Source organism: Streptomyces sp. NPDC050085, from assembly GCF_044460595.1.
Classification (GTDB): Bacteria; Actinomycetota; Actinomycetes; order Streptomycetales; family Streptomycetaceae; genus Streptomyces.
The window spans coordinates 115,225-134,560 of sequence record NZ_JBITJZ010000004.1 but is presented as its reverse complement, the minus strand read 5'-3'; the positions used below and the strand labels follow the sequence as shown (position 1 = coordinate 134,560).

Below are 19,336 nucleotides of genomic sequence, written 5' to 3'. Positions count from 1 at the left end.
TCTGCCGACGTGGATCCGTGCGAAAGGGGTGCCTCACGTGGAACCAGGCGTGCTGGCCGGCGCCGACGCGACGCCCGATCCCGACGTACGCGGACACGGCGACCTGCGCGGACACGGCGACCTGCGTGGACGCGACGACCTGCGAGGGCGCGACGACGTCCGCGGATGCGACGACCTGCGCGGCGGCCTGAACGGCATTCCGGCGCAGTCGCGGCCACCGGTCCTGGAGGCCGCGCCGACCGGACGGGTACGACGGTTCCGCCCGTGGCGGCTGCTGCCCTCCCCGAAGGGGACGCCGTTCACCTTCACGTACGCCGTGGTGCTCCTCGGCACCTCGCTGTTCATGCAGTTCGCCGCCCCGGACACGGTCGCGGCGGCGCTCCAGGCGTCCAGCACCGACGTCACCCATCTGGCCCAGTCGCCGGTGCTCGTCCTGGTGGCCAGCGCGCTGTGGATCGCGGGCGGGATCACGTCACCGTTCGTGGTCGCGTTCCTGGTCGTGCTCACGGCGCTCGAGCGGCGCATCGGCGGTCTGCGCACGGCCGGTGTCTTCCTGCTCGGCCACGTCCTCGCGACGCTCGCGACGGAAGTGCCCGTCGGCATATCGGTGATGGTCGGCCATCTGCCCGACAGCTCCCTGCACCGCCTCGACTACGGCATCAGCTTCGGCGTCGCCGCGAGCATAGGGGCACTCGCCGGGCTGCTCGCCCCGTGGCCGCGCTGGCTGCTGCTCGGGCTATTCGGGGCGATGCTGCTCGAGGACCTGATCGCGTTCACCGACCCGATGACGGACTGGGGGCACCTGCTGGCCCTCGCGATCGGCGTCGCGACGTGGCCGCTGCTGCGGCGTCGGCGCGGCCGGCCCCAGGGGCGCTCGACCCGAAGTGCACGACGCAGTGCCACAACTGCTTGAGGAACTGCAGCACTTCGTCCTGTGTCCCGTACGAGGACCAGCCCTGCGGCGACCCGACCGCGTCCCCGGCGGCCCGCCCGACGGCGGCCGCGTCGATGCCCCCGCCGGACGTGAACTCCGCGGCCACCTTGGCCGCGACCCCCGGCAGCGCGGGCCCGCGGAACTCCGCGAGCTCGGCCCGACGCCCCTCGGGGCGCAGCACGAACCCGGAGTGCCACTCCACGGGGAGTCCGATGCCGGTGAGCAGGGCGGCGGTGCGCGTGCCGCGGAAGGACGGGTCGAGGACCAGCGCCTCGGCGTCCCTGCGCAGGTCGATGTCGCCGTGCACCTGCGCCTCCACGTAGAAGTCGAGGGACCGGCCGACCACCACCGGAACCCGGGGCTGCTCACCGAGCCCCCGGATCACGGCGACCGGGTCCGCCCCCGTGACCCCGAGCGACTGCCCGCTGTGCGCCGCGTCCGCCACCAGCGCGCCGAGGACGGGCAGCAGCGCGTCCGCCGTGCCGACGTCGGCGGGCCCGACGTGGCTGTCCCCGAAGCAGAACGTGGCCCGGTCGGTGACCCCGGCCCGGAGCCGGACGTGGCACGACCCGAAGCGCGGGGCGGCCCCGTCGGCGTGCCGCATCACGTTCAGGGCGCCGTACTTGGGCCGCTCCCGCGCGGTGGCCCGCGCGTACGCCCCGCCGAACAGCAGCTCCTCCCAGCCGTCGCGCAGTCCTCCGGGGTGGGCGGTGCGGCTGCCGTTCGACAGGCCCGTCTCGTACTGCCCGCGATAGCGGCCGTCCGCAGCGAGCCGGTCGGCGACCGTGGTGCCGTGCTCGGCTCCGGGCAGCAGGCGGTCCGGGTGGAAGTTGAGGGTCACGCGCGCGTGGGCGCGCAGCTCTGCGATCAGCGCGGCGGCCGCATCGGCGCCGACGCCGTGGGCCGACAGGCGGGCCAGGGCGTCACCGCGGCCCGCCCGCCCGGCCGCGCGCAGGTGCCGCAGCGCTGCTTCCTGCGCGGGGGTCAACGCGATCAGGGGGTCCGTCATCAGCGCAGTATCGGGCGGTGCGGGCGCCACCGGCAAAGGAATTCGGCCGGGGCCCGAACAGCGAGGGCTATCCGCCGACGTACTTCGCGTTCGTCAGCGGTGCCACGACCCGCCAGCCCACCGCCTCGTACAGGAGGTGGCCCTCGGGGGTGCAGGCGAGGACCGCGCGGACCGCGCCCTGCGCGTGGGCCTCCGCCTGGAGCGTGCGCATCACCACCGTGCCGAGGCCCTTGCGGCGGTGCCGCTCGGACGTCTCGATCTGGTCGACGACCGCGCTCGCGCCCGTCGGGGCGACCTGGCCGCGCGCCGCGAACGCGCCGTCCGCGTCGGTGAGCATGACGCGGGTGACGCCGCCGCGGGTCCACGCGTGCAGGCGGTACCCGGCAGGGGCGTCGAGGGCGGGCTCCGCGGACAGGTCCTTCACCATCAGGTAGTCGCCCGAGCCGTACGGCTCCCACTCCGGGCCGAGCCACGGGTGCACCCGCTCCGGGTCGGCGAAGACCTTCAGGTGGGTGGCGCGGCCGCGGGTCGACTCGGCCACCTTGCGGACGTCGTCCTCGCGCACCGCGTCGTTCATGGCACCCAGGACGTGCCGGCTCACGTGCTGCTCCAGGCCCACGTGGATCGTGTAGCCCCAGGGCTCGACGAGCGGGGGAGTGGCCCCGCGGGAGACGACCCAGCCGTCGACCCAGTCCCGTACGTGATCGTCGCCTGCCATGACTGCCCCCTACGTAAGTAATGGTCTCTTCTGTGTTCCGCACCTTACTCGGCGCCGATTTCCCCGCAACAGAGGTGATCGCTCACAGCGAACGCAGGATGGGGAACATCCAGAGGCTCCCGTGCATTGAGTCGACATAGCTCAACTTGACTGCCGAAGGGGAGATCATGGCTTCGACGTCCACACCGCTCACCTTGCCCGTGCTGCCGCTCGACGACGAGGTCGTGCTGCCCGGCATGGTGGTGCCCCTGGACCTGAACGACACCGACGTACGCGCCGCGGTGGAGGCCGCACAGGCCGCCGCCCGTTCCAGTGGGGACAGCAAGCCGAAGGTGCTGCTTGTTCCACGGATCGACGGCACGTACGCGAACACCGGGGTGCTCGGCACGGTCGAGCAGGTCGGACGCCTCGCCGACGGCGACCCGGGCGCGCTGATCCGCGGCCGCGGCCGCGTGCGCATCGGCGCGGGCACGACCGGACCTGGCGCCGCCCTGTGGGTGGAGGGCCTGACGGTCGAGGAGACCGTGCCGGACCCGCTGCCCGGCTCCGTGACCGAGCTGGTCAAGGAGTACAAGGCGCTCGCCACCAACTGGCTGAAGAAGCGCGGCGCCTGGCAGGTCGTGGACCGCGTCCAGCAGATCGACGACGTGTCGCAGCTCGCCGACAACTCCGGCTACTCGCCCTTCCTGAGCACCGAGCAGAAGGTCGAACTCCTGGAGACGGCCGACCCGGTGGCCCGCCTCAAGCTCGCCACGGCCCAGCTGCGCGAGCACCTCGCCGAGCAGGACGTCGCCGAGACCATCGCCAAGGACGTACAGGAAGGCGTGGACAAGCAGCAGCGCGAGTTCCTGCTGCGGCGCCAGCTCGACGCCGTCCGCAAGGAACTGCGCGAGCTGAACGGCGACTCCAAGGACGCGGGCGAGGAGTCCGACGACTACCGGGCGCGCGTGGAGGCCGCGGACCTTCCCGAGAAGGTGCGCGAGGCCGCGCTGAAGGAAGTCGAGAAGCTGGAGCGCTCCAGCGACCAGTCCCCCGAGGGCAGCTGGATCAGGACCTGGCTCGACACCGTCCTCGAACTGCCGTGGAACGAGCGGACCGAGGACCAGTACGACATCCAGGGCGCCCAGAGCGTTCTCGACGCCGAGCACTCGGGGCTGCAGGACGTGAAGGAGCGGATCACCGAGTACCTGGCCGTGCGCAAGCGGCGCGCGGACCGCGGGCTCGGCGTGGTCGGCGGGCGGCGCGGCGGTGCCGTGCTCGCGCTCGTCGGCCCGCCCGGAGTCGGCAAGACCTCCCTCGGCGAGTCCGTCGCCCACGCCATGGGCCGCAAGTTCGTGCGCGTCGCGCTCGGCGGCGTACGGGACGAGGCCGAGATCCGCGGACACCGGCGTACGTACGTGGGCGCGCTGCCGGGCCGCATCGTCCGCGCCATCAAGGAGGCCGGGTCGATGAACCCGGTCGTGCTCCTCGACGAGATCGACAAGGTGGGGTCCGACTTCCGGGGCGACCCGGCGGCCGCCCTGCTCGAGGTCCTCGACCCCGCGCAGAACCACACCTTCCGGGACCACTACCTGGAGGTCGAACTCGACCTGAGCGACGTCGTGTTCCTGGCCACGGCCAACGTGCTCGAAGCCATTCCGGAGGCGCTCCTCGACCGCATGGAGCTGGTCAGGCTCGACGGGTACACCGAGGACGAGAAGGTCGTCATCGCCCGTGACCACCTGGTGCCGCGGCAGCTCGACCGTGCCGGGCTCGGCAAGGACGAGGTCGTCATCGGCGAGGACGCGCTGCGCAGGCTCGCCGGCGAGTACACGCGCGAGGCCGGTGTCCGCAACCTGGAGCGGGCCGTCACGCGCGTGCTCCGCAAGGTGGCCGCCCAGCACGAACTGGGCGAGCGGGAGCTGCCGTTCACGGTGACCGCCGACGATCTGCGCGCCCTCGTCGGGCGCCCGCACCACGTGCCCGAGTCCGCGCAGGACCCGGCCGAGCGGCGCACCGCGGTGCCGGGTGTCGCGACCGGGCTCGCCGTGACCGGCGCGGGCGGTGACGTGCTCTTCGTCGAGGCGTCGCTCGCCGACCCGGAGACGGGCGCGGCCGGACTGACCCTGACCGGTCAGCTCGGCGACGTCATGAAGGAGTCCGCCCAGATCGCGCTCTCCTTCCTGCGCTCGCACGGCGCCGAACTGGAGCTGCCCGTCGCCGACTTGAAGGAGCGCGGCGTGCACATCCACTTCCCGGCGGGAGCGGTGCCCAAGGACGGGCCGAGCGCGGGCGTCACCATGACGACCGCCCTCGCCTCGCTGCTGAGCGGCCGCCTCGTCCGTACGGACGTGGCGATGACCGGCGAGGTGTCCCTGACCGGACGGGTGCTGCCCATCGGCGGCGTGAAGCAGAAGCTGCTCGCCGCGCACCGGGCCGGGATCACCACCGTCATCATCCCGAAGCGCAACGAGGCCGATCTGGACGACGTCCCCGCGGAGGTCCTGGAGAAGCTGGACGTGCACCCGGTGACGGACGTGCGCCAGGTCCTGGAGCTGGCGCTCGCGCCGGCGGCCGTGGCGGACGTGGAGGTTCCGGTGGCGGCGTGACGACGGTGCCCCTCAGCGGGCTCCGCCCGCGGGTATCGGATGACGGAGGCCCGGGTTTCCCTGTACGCGCAGGGAACCCGGGCCTTCCGGCTGTGTGGAGCGCGCGGGTCAGAACTCCAGCCAGCCGCGCAGCGTCGCCCGCGCCCCCGCCTGGAACCGCGTCTCCGCGTCCAGTGCCTCGAGCAGTCGGGAGATGCGCCGCCGGGCCGTGTGCACGTGGACGCCGAGGCGGCGCGCGATGGCCTCGTCCTTGAGGCCCGCGGCGAGCAGCGCGAGGAGCTCGCGGTGCGGTTCGTCGAGCGCGGTGGCCGTCGTGCCGAGCGGCGTCGAGCGGTCCCACACGGTCTCGAAGAGCGGCACCAGGGCGTTGCGCAGCAGCGCGTCGCCGATCACCAGGGCCGTCGCCGTCGGGTCCGTCGCCTCCGAGGGCGGCAGCAGCGTGATCCGGCGGTCCACCACGATCAGCTTGGTCGGGACCCCGGGCGAGGTGCGCACGCGCAGGCCCCGCTCGGCGAGCGCCGTCAGGGAGCGGGTGCGGCCCGGATAGGCGAGCCCCTCGCGGTCGATGACCGTACGGACCACCACGCCCCGGTCGAGCAGAGCCGTGATGTCCAGGCCGGGCGAGCGTGAACTCCCTTCGGTCCGGGGCCCCTTGGAGTACGGCGGCCGGTCCAGGATGAGCACTTCGCGCTCGGCCGAGGCGAGCAGTGACTCGGCGCGCTCGCCGATGTCGCGCGGGCCCGTCACCACCTCGATGCCGCCTTCGGGCGCGGTCGGCGAGCCCTCCATCAGGCGGCCCGCGATCCGGTCCGCGGACATCATCAGGCGCTCCAACTCGGCGGAGCGGATGTGGAGTTCGGCCTGTTTGCGATGGATGAGCGTCCGGATCGCGGCGGCCGGTGCGGCCGGGCGGGGGAGCGGGGATCCCGGTGCCTTGGTGGTGAAGCCGCGGTCGGCGAGCTCGGCCAGGGCGACGTCGAGACGGGGTGGCGGCAGGTCCAGGTGGCGGGCCAACTCGGCCCGGTCCACCGCCTGTTGCCGCAGCAGCGCCACATAGGCTCGGGCCTCGTCCGCCCCCAGACCGAGACCCCGCAGCTCCGTTCCCAGATCTGTTCCCCGTTCCGCCCCCTGGATCATGACCGGAATTCTTGCCCGGTCACAGAAGCCACACAAGTGTGCGTGCCCACATGTGAACTCCCTTGCCTTGTTGATGAGTCGACACGGTTCGCACTTGCATGGTCATGACCGGCCGGACACCCCGGCGGCGTCCTTGTGGGAGGGGAACCTTGCGCAGACCCAGGCGAATATCCAACGACGTGTCCCGAGGCGTGTCCGGCGGCGCGGCCCGATCGGTTTCGGCGGGTGCCGCCCTGCTGGGTGCCGCCGCCCTGCTCGTCACCGCGGTCCCCGCGGCGCACGCCGCCCCCGGCCCGACGGGCAGCGCGGCCTCGGACGTCGTGCCGGGCACCGAGACCGACACCCCGGCCCTCGTCGAGGGCCTGCGCGAGAGTGCCGACGCCAAGGCCGCGGCGCCGGACGCGGCGCGCGGCCACCTCGCCGCGAAGGAGAGCCGCTACTCCATCGACGACCCGGCCAAGAACCTCCGTACCGTTGGGAGTTCGAAGGACGGCGCGAAGGAGACCGTACGGTTCCAGCAGCGCTACAAGGGCGTCGAGGTGCTGGGCGGCCAGTACGTCGTACGGATGGAGAAGCAGGGCGGGACGCGGACCGTCACCGGCACCTCCGGCCAGTACTTCACCGAGCTGGCGACCTCGGTCACCCCGAAGGTCTCCGGGAAGACGGCCGAGGAGCGGGCGGTCGCGGCGGTCGCGACCCGGCTCGGCACGAACCGGCTCACCGCACACAAGCCCGGTGCGCCGCTCACGGGCAAGGCCGTGCGGCTCGTCGTCCTGCCGCAGGGCAAGGGCCTGCTGACCCGCCAGGTCACCGTCTCCGGCACCGACGCCGCCACCGGCGAACCCGTCCTGCAGCAGGTGTACGTCGATGCCGCCTCCGGCTTCCCGCTGCTGCAGTACAGCTCCGTCAAGACGTTCGGGGCGCCGGGACGGACCGTCCCCGACGGCAGGGCGACGGCGTCCTCGACCGACGCCGCCGCGGGTGAACAGGCCGACCCCGCACGGGAGTTCCCGGGCACCACCGGCACCGGGACCCGGCTCGACGGCACGAAGACCGATCTGAACCTGTACTACTACGCCTCGCGCGGCCAGTACACGATGATCGACTACGCGCACATGTGGGACACCAGCCAGAACGTCCTCACCACCTGGGACGCCCGCGGCAAGGACGTCGGCCAGGTCTCCGGGCGCTGGCCCAGCGGCATCCGTGAATTCGGCTCCGCCACCCAGGAGTTCGGCGACGACGCCACGCAGGCCGGCGCGGTCGACGCGCACTGGGCCGCCGGGCAGGTCTACGACTACTACCGCAAGGTCCACGGCCGCGACAGCCTCGACGGCCGCGGCATGACCATCAACTCACTGGTCGGCGTGACCAGCGGCGGGCAGCCGTACGTCAACGCCTTCTGGGACGGCACGAAGATGGTCTACGGGACGGGCGACGACGAGTACAAGCCGCTCGCCGCCGACCTCGACGTCGTCGGGCACGAGATGACCCACGGCGTCGTCGAGAACACCGCGAACCTCGTCTACGCGGGCCAGTCAGGCGCCATGAACGAGGCCATCGCCGACTACTTCGGCAACGCCATCGACACCACCGCGTCCGGCACCTCCATGGACGACCCGGACTCCGGCCTCGTCGGCGAGAACCTGTGCCGCACCACCGCGCCCCGCGCCTGCGCCTTCCGCGACATGAACGACGGCGCGACCACGTCCAAGAACTTCCTCGGCGTCTCCTTCGCCACCGACAACGGCGGCGTCCACCTCAACTCCACCATCTACTCGGGTGCGTTGTGGGACATCCGCCAGGACCTGGGCGCCGAGCTCGGCGACAAGATCGCGTACAAGGCGCTCACCGACTACCTGACCCCGCTGGACGGCTTCACCCAGGGCCGCAACGCCACCATCGCCGCCGCCAAGGACCTCGGCGTCACGGCGAAGCAACTCAACGTCGTCAAGCGGTCGTTCAACGCCCACGGCATCGTGCCCGGCTGGGAGCAGGCCCTCGGCGTCGACTCCGACCGGCTGCTCGGCAAGATCAACACGTACGCGACCGGCACCGGCGCGGGCGGCGGCTGGTACGCCACCTCGCGCTCGAACGACGACGGCTCCGAGCCGTTCTCGGTCTGGGCGGGCCGCACCAACGGCACCGGCGCCCCGAAGCTGATCAGCTCCAACGACGGCAACTACAACGTCTACGCGGCCACCGACGGCAAGACCGTCGCCTGGGCCTCCTTCGGCGCGTCCTCCATCGACCTGATGGTCCGGCCGGTCTCCGGCGGCCTGCCCAAGAAGCTCTGGTCGTCGTACACGTCCCTGACCGGGATCCGCGTCGACGGCGACCTCGTCGTCTTCGAGGAGAGCGACCCCTTCGGCGGCCGCCACGCCGGATACGTCGACATCAAGACCGGCAAGCAGGCGTACGTCGACGGCGGCAGGTACCAGCTCGGCAGCGCGCTGCCCTCGGTCGCCGACGGCAGGATCGCGTACGGGAAGCTGTATCCCGAGGCCGGTGAGTACAGGCTCGGCGTCGAACTCCTCGACGTGGCCACCGGGAAGACGACCCTGATGCCCGACGCGGGCAAGCTGCAGAGCGTCGGCCAGACCGGCATCAGCGCGGGCGGACACCCGGTGTGGCTCGCCGACGAGGACGGTGTCGGGCAGATGGCCGTGCGCACCGCGTTCCCCGACGGCGCGAAGCTGCGCGACCTGGTGCCCGAAACCGGGGACGGGGCGCTGTACGCGTACGACCTGACGACCTCGGACACGGCCGTCACGGTCACCGCCGCCGAGCCCGACACGGCGTACCGCAACGAGACGCTGCCGAAGCTGTGGCAGGTCCCCGCGGACGGTTCGGGCAGCGTGCAGCGCGTGTCCTGCAACCGGGGCGAGCAGGCGTACGCCTCCGCCGACAGCGGACAGCGGGTCGTGTGGATCGACGGCACGACCGGCTCCACGGACCTGGTGACGCGGGAGCGTCCGGCGGGACGCTGCTGATCGGTCACTGAGCACGGACCGGGCCCGGGTGCGTACGTGCACCCGGGCCCGGCTGCCGTGCGCGGTGCGTCAGCCGTTGGCGAGCGCCTGCAGACGGTCGTACGCGCCGTTGAACTTGCTGTGGTCGCCGACCGTCGGGCCCGACGAGGTGTACTGCCACATGGTGTAGAAGCCCCAGCCGGCCGGCAGCGTGCCCGGGTCGGAGGCGTAACGGGCCACCCACAGCGGGTTGGTGGCGCCGAACGCGCTGGAGTTGCCGGTGCACTGGGTCCACCAGCTGGTGGCCGTGTAGATGACGGCGTCGCGGCCGGTGCGGGCCTTGTACTGGTTCACGAAGCTGTGGATCCAGCTGACCATCGCGCTCTGGGAGAGGCCGTAACAGGCCGCGCCGTACGGGTTCCACTCGATGTCGAGCGCGCCCGGCAGCGTCTTGCCGTCCTTCGACCAGCCGCCCCCGTGGTCCACGAAGTAGTTGGCCTGGGTGGCGCCGCTCGTCGTGTCGGGCGTCGCGAAGTGGTACGAGCCGCGGATCATGCCCACGTTGTACGAGCCGTTGTACTGCTGGGCGAAGTACGGGTTCGTGTAGTACGTCCCCTCGGTGGCCTTGACGTAGGCCCACTTCACACCGCTGTTCCAGAGCGTCGACCAGGCCACGTTCCCGTTGTGGCTGCTGGTGTCGACGCCCTCGGTCTGGGTGGCCCGGCCGACCGGGCCCTGGCCGGTGTCGCCGTCGTGCGCGGCGACGCCCATGCCCATCGTGGCCTCACCCCGAGCGGGGACGTCCGCGGCGGTGGCGGCGCCCGGGAGGGTGAACAGCAGGGAGAGGGCTGCGAGCAGGGCGCCGGCCACGCCGAAGCGCGCGCGGCGGGTGCGGGGGGTGAGGGGGGCGGCGGTTCCGGGTCTGTGCACGGGCATTGCATGCCTCCGAAGGCCTCGTGGGGGACCAGTGGAATGCTGATCGGGGGGGACCTGTGCTGTGCTGACCTGTCGACATGTCACTGTGGCGACGCGGGGCTCGCTGGTATGGACATGCCATGCATGAAGCTACGCATGTAGACCTGCGGGTGGGAAGAGGGCCTGGGTGCTGCCGTTGGTCTACTCCTGCGAAATACTGGCGGAGCTGCGGTAATGGCGGCGATTGGCGAAAACTTTCAGAATCGGGAAACCCGGGGAAACTCTGGCCATGGGCGCTGACGTGCACGAAGACGGGAACGGCGAGCGGCTCACCGCCGAACGCGACGCGAATTCCGAACCCGCACCGACTGGTGTGGACCACGAATTCCTGGCCCTGGAACGGGAGTTGACCGTCTTCCTGCGTCGCGCACGGGCCTCGTCCGGCGAGATGGCCCGCGAGGTCCACCCGGATCTCGAGCCGGCCGCGTACGGCCTTCTGGTCCGGCTCGACGAGTGCGGGGCGCAGCGGGCCACCGAACTCGCCGCGTACATCGGCGTCGGCAAGGCGACGATGAGCCGCCAGCTGCGCGCCCTGGAGGACCTCGGCTTCGTCGCCCGCGAGCCCGACCCCGCCGACGGCAGGGCCTGGCTCGTCTCGCTCACGGAGCGGGGGCGGGCGGACTTCAGTCAGGTACGGGACGCCCGGCGCATGCGGTACGTGCGGCAGCTCGCCGGGTGGGACCGGCTCGAGGTCGCCGAACTCGCCCGTCTGCTGCACCAGTTGAACGCCGGGATCGAGTAGCGCGGCCCGGGTGGCTACCCTGTCGCTCTGCGAGCGACGGGGGCGGTGCGAGTGGCCGGTGGTGTGGCCCGGTACGGGCGGGCGATAGCGGGGGCGCTGCTGGCCGCCGGGATGGTCGCGGTGTGCGTGTGCGCGCATCTGGGATGGGTTCGAGAGGCCGAGGACCGCTTCGGTGAGCGGGCCGCGCAGAGGCAGGCGGCGGGGGAAGCGGCGGCGGCGCGCAGCGAGGCCGACGAGGCGGCGCAGCGCCGCAGGGCCAAGGACCGCTATCAGGCGACGAAGACGACGAAGACGAAGAAGCGCCCCTCGCGCACGGGGACGACGACGATCACGGTCTCGTCCAACGGCATGGAGGTGGAGCGGGGCGGAGTGTGGACCGTCGAGGCCACGCACCGTCTGACGTTGCGCAGTGGCGACCCGATGGTGGCCGACCTGCGCGGGGGGACGCAGAAGCTCGCGCACTGGCTGCCGTTCACCATGAGCGACTACTCCGGCATCGACGACTGTGCGATCGAGCCGCTCAAGCAGGACGACTACGAGAACAACCGGGTCGACCAGAGCGGATCCGTCGTCCGCGTCGCCGCGTCGAGCGACTGGCGGGGAGCGCAGAGCTTCACCAGCTGTTCCATCGATCCCTCGCCCCTGGCCCGACTCACCCTCAAGCTGAAGGCGGACGGCGCCCTGCTGGGCAAGGGGGGCCTCTACGACAGCTGGAAGGTGGTCGTCCGCACCAAGGGCTACCGGATCGTGGCCCTGGACGGCGGCCGGGTCGTGAAACAGGCGAGCGGCAGCGCCGAGTTCACCCTGAACGAGTCCGGCGAGGCCGGCATCTACCTGGACCAGGCCGACGGCGTCGGGCGCGAGGTCGGTGACGTGAAGGTGCTCAGCTCGGCGTTGCAGGACAGCCACGCCCCGTTGCGGGAAAGGATCCTTCTGGCGGTGGCCGTGATCGCCCTCGCGGTCTGCCTCGTCGTGCCGTTCCTCGGCCGGTGGGCCCCAGCGGCTGCCGGGCAACGGTGGGAACGGACGGGTCTGGGGGCGGCCGCGGTCACCGGGCTGCTGCTGGCCGGAACGCTGGACGACAGCGGGGAGACCCGGCTGCGGGGCACGGCCCTCGTCGTGTGGGGGTGGGTCGTGCTCCCGCTGCTGGTCGCGGCCTGGGCCGTGCGGGCCGGCACCGGCAGGCCGCCCCGGGCCGGCCGGCTCGCGCTGCTCGTCCTGCCGGGCGTGGCCGTGTTCGCTCCCGCGGCGGTGCTCCTGGCGCAAGGGCGGTCCGGGCCCGTCCTGCTCGTGCAGGGTGGCGCGGCGGTGGGCGCGGCGGGCGTCGTGGCCCTGCTGCTGCGGGCCGGAGTCCTCGGGCCGCTCGGACGGCGCTGGGCCGCGACCGCGACGGCCGTGACGGCGGTGGCCGTCGCCGCGGCCGGTCCCGGCACGGGGCTGCCGCTGGGCGACGAAGCCGTCTACGGGATCGACACCGGCACGGCCTGGGCGAGCGCCAACTCGCTTGCGGTGTGGGGCCTTTGCTGGTTCTGGCCCGCCGCACTCCTGGTGACGCTGCGCGCCCTCGGGGTGCCGCGCCCACCCGCGACCCTCGCGGCGGCCGGCGCCTGGTGGCTGCTCGCGACCGACGGCAACGACCTGTACTCCTGGGGGAGGACGGAGAACGGCGCCTGGTACGACGTCGGCATCGGCGGGAGCACCGCGGCGAACCATCCGCTCGTCGTCGTGCAGACCCTGGTCGTCTGCCTGGCACTCCTGACGCTGCTGCGGCGCGGCGGCCCCGCCGCCGGACCATGGCCCCCGTACGCCAGGCCTGCCGTGCTCGCGCTCGGGGTGGCCGCGGTGGGCACCGCCCTCACGGAGCAGGGCTTCGCCACTTTCGTCTACGACATCCACCAGGACTCCGGGCTCTTCCTCGCCCTGGCCGTCGCCGCCGTCGGCTTCGCCTGGCTGATCCCGCCCTCAGGACAGAGCGAGGCGCTGCGCCTGCACAGCGCGACCAGCGCCGAGCACACCCGCGACGTCCACCGGCTGCTGAAGAACCAGACCCTGGCGGCAGGACGGCGTGCGTTCCTCGGCGGGGCGCACACCGCGCTGGCCGACGGCACCCTGACCGCGCGCCAATGGAGCACGCGGTGGCGGGAGTTGGGCGGCCGCACCGAGGGCGGCAAGTCGCCGCAGCAGCGCTGGCAGCAGGTACGGGCCGACGCCCTCGGCTCCTCGGGCGGCCGCACCGCCCGGCGCAACGGGATCGCCGCCGCCACGCTCCTCGCCGTCCTCAGCCTGCCCTGGACCGTCTACACCCTGCCGTCGAAGGTCGTCAGCATTGACAGTGGCGAGGTCGCCGAGGCCGTCGCGGTCTGGTCCACCGCCCTGCGCTGGCCGCTGTACGGATTCGTGTACGGCTACCTGTACTCCTGGCTGCGCGGCAGAACGCCCCTGGGCAAGGCCATGTGCCTGCTCGCGGTCGTGCTCCCCGCCGAACTGGCCTCGCTGCTCTACCAGGGCACCGAACCCGCCGAGTTCGGCATCAAGCTGCTGCTCACCAGTGGTGACTGCCTCGCGGTGTTCCTCGTCCTCGGCCTGTACTGGGAGGCCCGCCAGGTCAGGGCCGCCGGGCTGCGCTGGGGGCAGATCCGCAACTTCCGTTCGCTGTCCACGCTCGCCGTTCCCGCGACGACGGTCGTGGTCGCCGCGGCCACGGCGCTCGCCACGGCGCTCGTGGGCTTCTGGGCCGTGCCCGACCAGCCCGCGGAGCAGGCGCCGCCGGCGGTGACCGGAAGCCCGACGCCCGGGCCGAGCGGACACTGACGTGCCCGGCCCCGGCGCCGCCTCACAGCTCCGCGTACACCAGTGACGCGTCGTCGTGTGTCTTGCTGCGGCGCAGGTACGTGCGGGTCTCCGCGTCCGCCGTCTCCAGGGCGCGGACCCGGGACAGCGTCGCCGCCGCGCCCTCCTTGCGGACGAGGGTGAACAGGTCCGTCCAGTCGCCCTCCTTGAACTTCTCCGTCCAGCGCGTCACCCCGTCGGTCATCGCGGCCAGCGCCCGCACCTCGGAGCGCGGGAGCGTGCCCGTGACCGCCTTGGCCGCCACCGCCGGGTCTGCCGCCGCGGTGAAGAAGCCGCCCTCCTTGTTGCGTGCCGTCGCGTCCGCCACCTCGTCCGAGACCAGGGAGGAGCGCGGCACCCGGTCGAGGCGGTCGTCGAGGACGGCCGTCACCGTGCCGTCGGGCGCCTCCACCAGCAGGGCCGAGTCGGACAGCACCAGGTACTCGACCTGCTCCGCGTCCCAGCGGGCGGCGACGACGGTTGCCTGCGGGGTGCGCGGGTGAGAAAGGTCACAGGTCGCGCGATGAGCGTCGGCGGTACGGGAGATGGATTCGGCGAGGAGGTCACGCAACGTCATATCCCGCCGCGAAGCGGACAGTTCGGCCAGAGCGCTGCCCAAGTGGCCCGCGAACCAGGCGACCGAATGCAGACAGCCGTACGCGGTGGCGGGCGGCGTGACGCCGTCGAGGACGACCACGGTGCCGCCCTGTCCCGAGACCGTCGTCATGGCCGACGCGTAGTCCTCGTTGGGGCGGGCGGGGTCACCGGGCTCGGTGGTCAGTTCCATACGCATTCGGCCAGTCTGCACGAGGTCTTCACAGGGTCGGACCTGAGCCGGATATGGGGCGGAATGATCAGCTCCGGGGAGGCGTGGCGGGGCATCTTGCCAAAGCCTGTGAACCACGTCCAACCGGCGCACCGCCCACGCGCCGGGCACGTACCGGAGGGACTTGCTCCCCAACTCCCGCTCGATGTTCACTCCTTCGGGTGGCGGGCCGGGTGATGTGCGCCCCCTGCTCACCGGCGCTGAAAGGGTCGGAAGCCATGCCGGAGGGGCGCATGGGTTGACGGAGTGTCATCCGGGCCCATGGGTAGGACGAGTTCAGGAATGCGAGCGTTTGGGGTGGCTGAAGTTTCGGGTGCGACCGGCCCCGTGGGTAAGGCGACCGACCCCGTGGGTGCGGGCAGGGCGCCCGAATCCGTGGGCAAGGGGAAGCCGTCCCGCGTACGCAGTCGGCTGATTGTCGCCGTTGCCGTGGTCGCCGCTGCCATCGCCGGAGCCGGTGGACCCGCCCTGTACGCCGCCTCCCAGCGCGTGGGCGAGTCCCAGGGCCTCGTCGACGACGCCGAGCGGGTCCAGGGCGTGCTCGCCCTGTCGCACTCGCTGGCCGACGAGCGGGACGAGGTCACCGGATTCATCGCCGCCGGGCGTCCCAAGGGGCAGGGCCTGAGCGAGGAGCGCAGCGGACGGGTCGACCGGCAGGTCGAGGAGGTGCGCGGGCAGACGTCCGGAGCACTGCGGCGCAGCGTCGACGCCATCGCCGCCGTCCGCCGTGCCGCCCTCACCGGCAAGGAGTCCGCCCTGGACGCGCACACCGCGTACTCCAAGGCCATCGGTGAACTGCACCGCGCTGCCGAGGAGTTGGCCGACAGCATCCCGCCCCGCGCCGGGAGCGGGGCGCACGCCCTCGCCGATCTCGACCGCGCCGTCGACCAGGCGTCCGCCGTGCGCGGGCTGCTGATCGCCGCGTACTCCGTGCCGAGCACCACCTCCACGTCGACCGTCATCGACCCGGCCACGGGCCTTTTCAAGACCGTCGAGACCCGGAAGTCCGCCGACAGCGGGCAGCGGGACGCGCTCAGCGCCGCCGCCCAGCGGGCCCGCGTGCGCGAACAGGCCGCCCTCGACGACTTCCGCGACTCCGCCCCGGCCGCGTCCGTGACCGCGTACGACTCCACCGTCACCGGGCCCGACGTGACGCAGGCCGACACGTACCTGGCCCGGCTGACCGATGCCCCGACGCTGTCCGACGGCGAGTCGGCGTACAACAAGAAGACCGTCGACACGGCGCTGACCTCGCGGGTCGACCTCATGCGCGGGGTCGAGGCCGCGCTGGGGGACCAGCGCGTGAAGCAGCTCGAGACGCTGCGCGACGACGACGTGAACGGGCTCGAGATCCGGATCGCCCTGATCGGCGTCCTCCTCCTCGCCGCCGTCGGCGTCGCGATGGGCGCGGCCCGCTCGCTGACCCGGCCGCTGGCCGTGCTGCGGATCGGTTCCGCGCGCGTCGCCGGGGCGCCCGCGAACGAGGAGCCGATCACGTTCACCGGGCGCAACGACGAGTTCGCCCAGGTCGTCCGCTCCGTCAACGCCCTGCACACGCACGCCCTCGCCCTGCACGAGCGGCTCGGCACCCTGGAGTCCGACCGCAAGCACCTCGTCGGCGAGCGGCAGCGCATGGCCGACGACCGGGACGCCCTGCGCGGCGAACTCGCCGAGGCCACCGCCCAGTTGGCGCGCCTCAAGGACTCCGTCCACGGGACCTTCGTCAATCTCGCCCTGCGCACTCTCGGACTCGTCGAGCGTCAACTCGCCGTCATCGAGGGCCTGGAGGAGCGCGAGCAGGACCCCGAGCGGCTCGCCACGCTCTTCAAGCTCGACCACTTCGCCACGGTCATGCGCAGGCACAGCGAGAACCTCCTCGTTCTCGCCGGGGCCGAGCACGGGCAGCAGCACGCGGGCAGCGTGCCCCTCGTCGACGTGCTGCGCGCCGCCGTCTCCGAGATCGAGCGCTACGAGCGGGTGCGCATCGCCGCGCTGCCGCCGCACGCCCATGTCGCCGGGTTCGCCGCCGACGACCTGAGCCACCTGGTCGCCGAACTCCTGGAGAACGCCACGTCGTTCTCGCCGCCCGACGCCGCCGTCGAGGTCTCCGCCTGGCTCCTGGAGAACGGCGAGGTCATGCTCTCCGTCCAGGACGAGGGCATCGGCATGGCCGAGGACCGGATGCGCGAACTCAACACCCGGCTCTCCTCCTTCAGCGCCGACCAGACCCACGACCCCCGGCAGGCGGAGACCGACGGGCTCGGGCTCGGCCTGTACGTCGTCGCGCGGCTCGCGGTGCGGCACGGCATCCGCGTACGGCTGCGGGAGCAGAAGCAGGGCGGGGTCGCCGCCGTCGCCGTGCTGCCCGCCGCGCTGCTCGCCGCCGCGCCCGCCGCGTCGGTGCCGCCGCCCGTGCTCGTGCCGGGCCGCGCGCCCTCCGTGCATCTGCCGGGTTCCGAGGCGGAGGCCAACTCCAATGTGCTGGACGGGCGTTCGGCCCTCGGCGGCGTCGACCCGCTGATCGACCCGCTGATCGAAGCGGCGGAGCAGGCGGTACGCGAGTCCGAGCCGGAGTCCGAGTCCGAGACGACCATGGAGCTCATCGCCCCGAGCCCGCCGCCCGTCTTGCCAGAGCCAGAGCCCGAGCCCGAGGCCCACGAGCGCACCCCGGACGAGAGCCCCGTCGAGCCGCAGCCGGGGCCGGAGCCCGCGCCGCAGCCCGAGCCCGTCGCCGAGGTGCCCCCGCAGCCCACGCCGCAGCCCAAGTGGGAGCGCGTCACCGACAAGGGCCTGCCCAAGCGCACCCCCAAGGTCGCCGCGCCCGCGGCCGCCCCGCCGCCGCGCACCGGCTCCGTCGACGCCGAGGCACTGCGCCGCAGGCTCGGCGGATTCCACCGCGGCGCGCAGGAAGGCCGCAAGGACGTAGCGGCCGAACTTCAAGACCGTAGTGAACGTAGTGACCGTAGTGAACTTAGTGGAGAAGCCAAGGGGGACACAGCCGAGGAGGCAAGCAGTTGACTGCGCCCACCCCTTCCCTCAGTACGGCGGCCCGGAACCTGCACTGGCTGCTGACGAACCTGGTCGAGGAGGTGCCAGGGCTGCTCTCGGTCGCGGTCGTCTCGTCCGACGGGCTGCTCCTGCTCTCCTCCGACCCGGGACGCATGGACGAGAGCCCCGTGAGCCACAGCGGCGGCCCCAAGGGCTCCAGCGCCGACCTGGCCACCATCGTGTCCGGCGTCGGCTCCCTCACCATCGGCGCCGCCAGGCTGATGGACGGCGGACACGTCAAGCAGACCATGATCGCGATGGAGCAGGGCAGCCTCTTCGTCATGTCGATCAGCGACGGCTCCCTGCTCGGCGTGCACGCCACCCCGGACTGCGACATGAGCGTCGTCGCGTACCACATGGCGCTCTTCGTCGGCCGTGCCGGGCACGTCCTGACCCCCGAACTCCGCAGCGAACTGCGCCAGTCGATGGAGAGTCCCCGGTGACGAGTGTGAGTGCGAGTACGAGTGTGAGTACGAGTACGGGTGGGGCGAAACTCCCCGTGCGCGGCGGCGACCGCAAGCCCGCCCGCGTACGCCCCTACTCCCTGACCGGAGGCCGCACCCGCTTCGGCCACGTCCTCCTCGTCGAGACGTTCGTCGCGGCCCTCGAAGCACCCGACGAGCGCCCGGAGTTGGGCAAGGGCACGCTGGCAGGCGTGATGCCCGAGCCGCGGGCCATCGTCGCACTGTGCCGCCGCATGCGCACGGTCGCCGAGATCGCCGCGCTGCTCAAGATGCCCCTGGGCGTGGTCCGCGTGCTGCTGAGCGACCTCGCCGACCAGGGAAAGATCCGCGTGTACGGAACCGGTCACGGCCCGGGACAGCCGGACCGGGCGCTGCTCGAAAGGGTGCTGAGTGGACTCCGCCGGCTCTGATCTCCTTCATGAACGCCCTGCTGAACTCCTCGACACCGAGGAGCAGTTGCAGCCCTGGCAGACGGACAGGACCCGCGCTCCGATCGCCACGAAGATCGTCGTCGCGGGCGGCTTCGGCGTGGGCAAGACGACCCTGGTGACCGCCGTCTCCGAGATTCAGCCCCTCCAGACGGAGGCGCTGATGACGCAGGCGAGCGTCGACACCGACGACCTCACCGCGACGCCGGACAAGCTCACGACGACGGTCGCGATGGACTTCGGCCGCATCACGCTCGACGACGACCTGGTGCTCTACCTCTTCGGCACGCCGGGCCAGCAGCGGTTCTGGTTCATGTGGGACGACCTGGTGCGCGGCGCGATCGGCGCCGTCGTGCTCGCGGACACCCGCCGGCTGCCGGACTGCTTCCCGGCGCTCGACTACTTCGAGAGCTGCGGACTGCCCTACGTCGTGGCCGTCAACCACTTCGACGGGACCGAGGAGTTCGAGGCGGCCGACGTCCGCGAGGCCCTCACGGTGCCCCCGCACGTGCCGGTCCTGATCATGGACGCGCGCCGCCGGATCTCGGCGATCGAGACGCTGCTCGCCCTGGTCGGCCACGCCCTCGACGCCACCCCCGCGTAGCACCGTCCCGCAACTCCCCATCCCCATAGGCCAGTTAGACCTATACGTCAGTTAGAGGCAGC

General features: G+C 72.4%; 13 protein-coding genes and 1 pseudogene. 9 read left to right on the top strand and 5 right to left on the bottom strand.

Annotated elements, in window-relative coordinates; translation table 11 throughout:
* Window positions 1-196: 196 nt before the first annotated feature.
* A complete protein-coding gene (locus ACIBUY_RS16685) occupies window positions 197-913 on the top strand; it encodes a rhomboid-like protein (RefSeq protein WP_399153168.1) in 717 nt (238 codons plus the stop codon).
* A gap of 28 nt (window positions 914-941) precedes the next feature.
* Here the strand turns inward: ACIBUY_RS16685 and ACIBUY_RS16680 are convergent.
* Window positions 942-1,943, bottom strand: a pseudogene (locus tag ACIBUY_RS16680) (DUF3626 domain-containing protein); the annotation flags it as partial.
* A gap of 67 nt (window positions 1,944-2,010) precedes the next feature.
* Complete coding sequence (locus tag ACIBUY_RS16675) at window positions 2,011-2,661, bottom strand: GNAT family N-acetyltransferase (RefSeq protein WP_365562994.1); 651 nt, start codon at window positions 2,659-2,661, stop codon at window positions 2,011-2,013.
* A 167-nt stretch (window positions 2,662-2,828) separates the two neighbouring features.
* On the opposite strand from ACIBUY_RS16675, the gene lon reads away from it, so the two are divergent.
* Entirely contained in the window at window positions 2,829-5,249 is a 2,421-nt protein-coding gene (gene lon, locus ACIBUY_RS16670) for an endopeptidase La (protein ID WP_399152917.1), read from the top strand.
* Window positions 5,250-5,357: 108 nt separating this feature from the next.
* Here lon and ACIBUY_RS16665 read toward each other — a convergent pair whose 3' ends face one another.
* The gene (locus ACIBUY_RS16665; RefSeq protein ID WP_365563000.1) at window positions 5,358-6,386 is read right to left on the bottom strand and encodes a helix-turn-helix domain-containing protein; all 1,029 of its coding nucleotides are present in this window, start codon (window positions 6,384-6,386) and stop codon (window positions 5,358-5,360) included.
* A gap of 104 nt (window positions 6,387-6,490) precedes the next feature.
* Here ACIBUY_RS16665 and ACIBUY_RS16660 point away from each other — a divergent pair, with 104 nt between their 5' ends.
* On the top strand, window positions 6,491-9,379 hold the full coding sequence (locus ACIBUY_RS16660) for a M4 family metallopeptidase (RefSeq protein WP_399152916.1): 2,889 nt from the start codon (window positions 6,491-6,493) through the stop codon (window positions 9,377-9,379).
* Window positions 9,380-9,448: 69 nt separating this feature from the next.
* Here the strand turns inward: ACIBUY_RS16660 and ACIBUY_RS16655 are convergent, their stop codons facing one another.
* Window positions 9,449-10,294: a lysozyme gene (locus tag ACIBUY_RS16655; protein ID WP_399152915.1), complete on the bottom strand. Its 846-nt coding sequence runs from the start codon at window positions 10,292-10,294 to the stop codon at window positions 9,449-9,451.
* A 280-nt stretch (window positions 10,295-10,574) separates the two neighbouring features.
* Between ACIBUY_RS16655 and ACIBUY_RS16650 the strand changes: the two genes are divergently transcribed.
* A complete protein-coding gene (locus ACIBUY_RS16650; RefSeq protein ID WP_399153167.1) occupies window positions 10,575-11,075 on the top strand; it encodes a MarR family winged helix-turn-helix transcriptional regulator in 501 nt (166 codons plus the stop codon).
* Window positions 11,076-11,126: 51 nt separating this feature from the next.
* The gene (locus ACIBUY_RS16645) at window positions 11,127-13,886 is read left to right on the top strand and encodes a hypothetical protein (RefSeq protein WP_399152914.1); all 2,760 of its coding nucleotides are present in this window, start codon (window positions 11,127-11,129) and stop codon (window positions 13,884-13,886) included.
* Window positions 13,887-13,908: 22 nt separating this feature from the next.
* Here ACIBUY_RS16645 and ACIBUY_RS16640 read toward each other — a convergent pair whose 3' ends face one another.
* Window positions 13,909-14,697, bottom strand: coding sequence for a protein phosphatase 2C domain-containing protein (locus ACIBUY_RS16640; RefSeq protein WP_365563013.1), 789 nt, complete (start codon window positions 14,695-14,697; stop codon window positions 13,909-13,911).
* 315 nt (window positions 14,698-15,012) lie between these two features.
* On the opposite strand from ACIBUY_RS16640, the gene ACIBUY_RS16635 reads away from it, so the two are divergent.
* Genes ACIBUY_RS16635 through ACIBUY_RS16620 form a run of 4 tightly spaced genes read left to right on the top strand, consistent with a single transcriptional unit; the run spans window position 15,013 to window position 19,274 of the window.
* Window positions 15,013-17,748 carry a nitrate- and nitrite sensing domain-containing protein gene (locus ACIBUY_RS16635; protein ID WP_399152913.1) on the top strand — a complete coding sequence of 912 codons (2,736 nt, stop codon included), beginning with the start codon at window positions 15,013-15,015 and terminating at the stop codon, window positions 17,746-17,748.
* On the top strand, window positions 17,745-18,221 hold the full coding sequence (locus tag ACIBUY_RS16630) for a roadblock/LC7 domain-containing protein (RefSeq protein WP_365563017.1): 477 nt from the start codon (window positions 17,745-17,747) through the stop codon (window positions 18,219-18,221). The genes ACIBUY_RS16635 and ACIBUY_RS16630 overlap by 4 nt, the downstream gene beginning before the upstream one ends.
* A 23-nt stretch (window positions 18,222-18,244) precedes the next feature.
* The gene (locus tag ACIBUY_RS16625) at window positions 18,245-18,652 is read left to right on the top strand and encodes a DUF742 domain-containing protein (protein WP_399152912.1); all 408 of its coding nucleotides are present in this window, start codon (window positions 18,245-18,247) and stop codon (window positions 18,650-18,652) included.
* Complete coding sequence (locus ACIBUY_RS16620) at window positions 18,633-19,274, top strand: ATP/GTP-binding protein (protein WP_365563022.1); 642 nt, start codon at window positions 18,633-18,635, stop codon at window positions 19,272-19,274. The genes ACIBUY_RS16625 and ACIBUY_RS16620 overlap by 20 nt, the downstream gene beginning before the upstream one ends.
* Window positions 19,275-19,336: the final 62 nt, after the last annotated feature.

Bases quoted from the DNA above. Each gene is read 5' to 3' on its own strand.
- ACIBUY_RS16655 (WP_399152915.1), bottom strand. From the start codon at position 10,294: ATGCCCGTGCACAGACCCGGAACCGCCGCCCCCCTCACCCCCCGCACC.
- ACIBUY_RS16635 (WP_399152913.1), top strand. From the start codon at position 15,013: ATGCGAGCGTTTGGGGTGGCTGAAGTTTCGGGTGCGACCGGCCCCGTG.
- ACIBUY_RS16675 (WP_365562994.1), bottom strand. From the start codon at position 2,661: ATGGCAGGCGACGATCACGTACGGGACTGGGTCGACGGCTGGGTCGTC.
- ACIBUY_RS16660 (WP_399152916.1), top strand. From the start codon at position 6,491: ATGACCGGCCGGACACCCCGGCGGCGTCCTTGTGGGAGGGGAACCTTG.
- ACIBUY_RS16665 (WP_365563000.1), bottom strand. From the start codon at position 6,386: ATGATCCAGGGGGCGGAACGGGGAACAGATCTGGGAACGGAGCTGCGG.
- ACIBUY_RS16640 (WP_365563013.1), bottom strand. From the start codon at position 14,697: ATGCGTATGGAACTGACCACCGAGCCCGGTGACCCCGCCCGCCCCAAC.
- lon (WP_399152917.1), top strand. From the start codon at position 2,829: ATGGCTTCGACGTCCACACCGCTCACCTTGCCCGTGCTGCCGCTCGAC.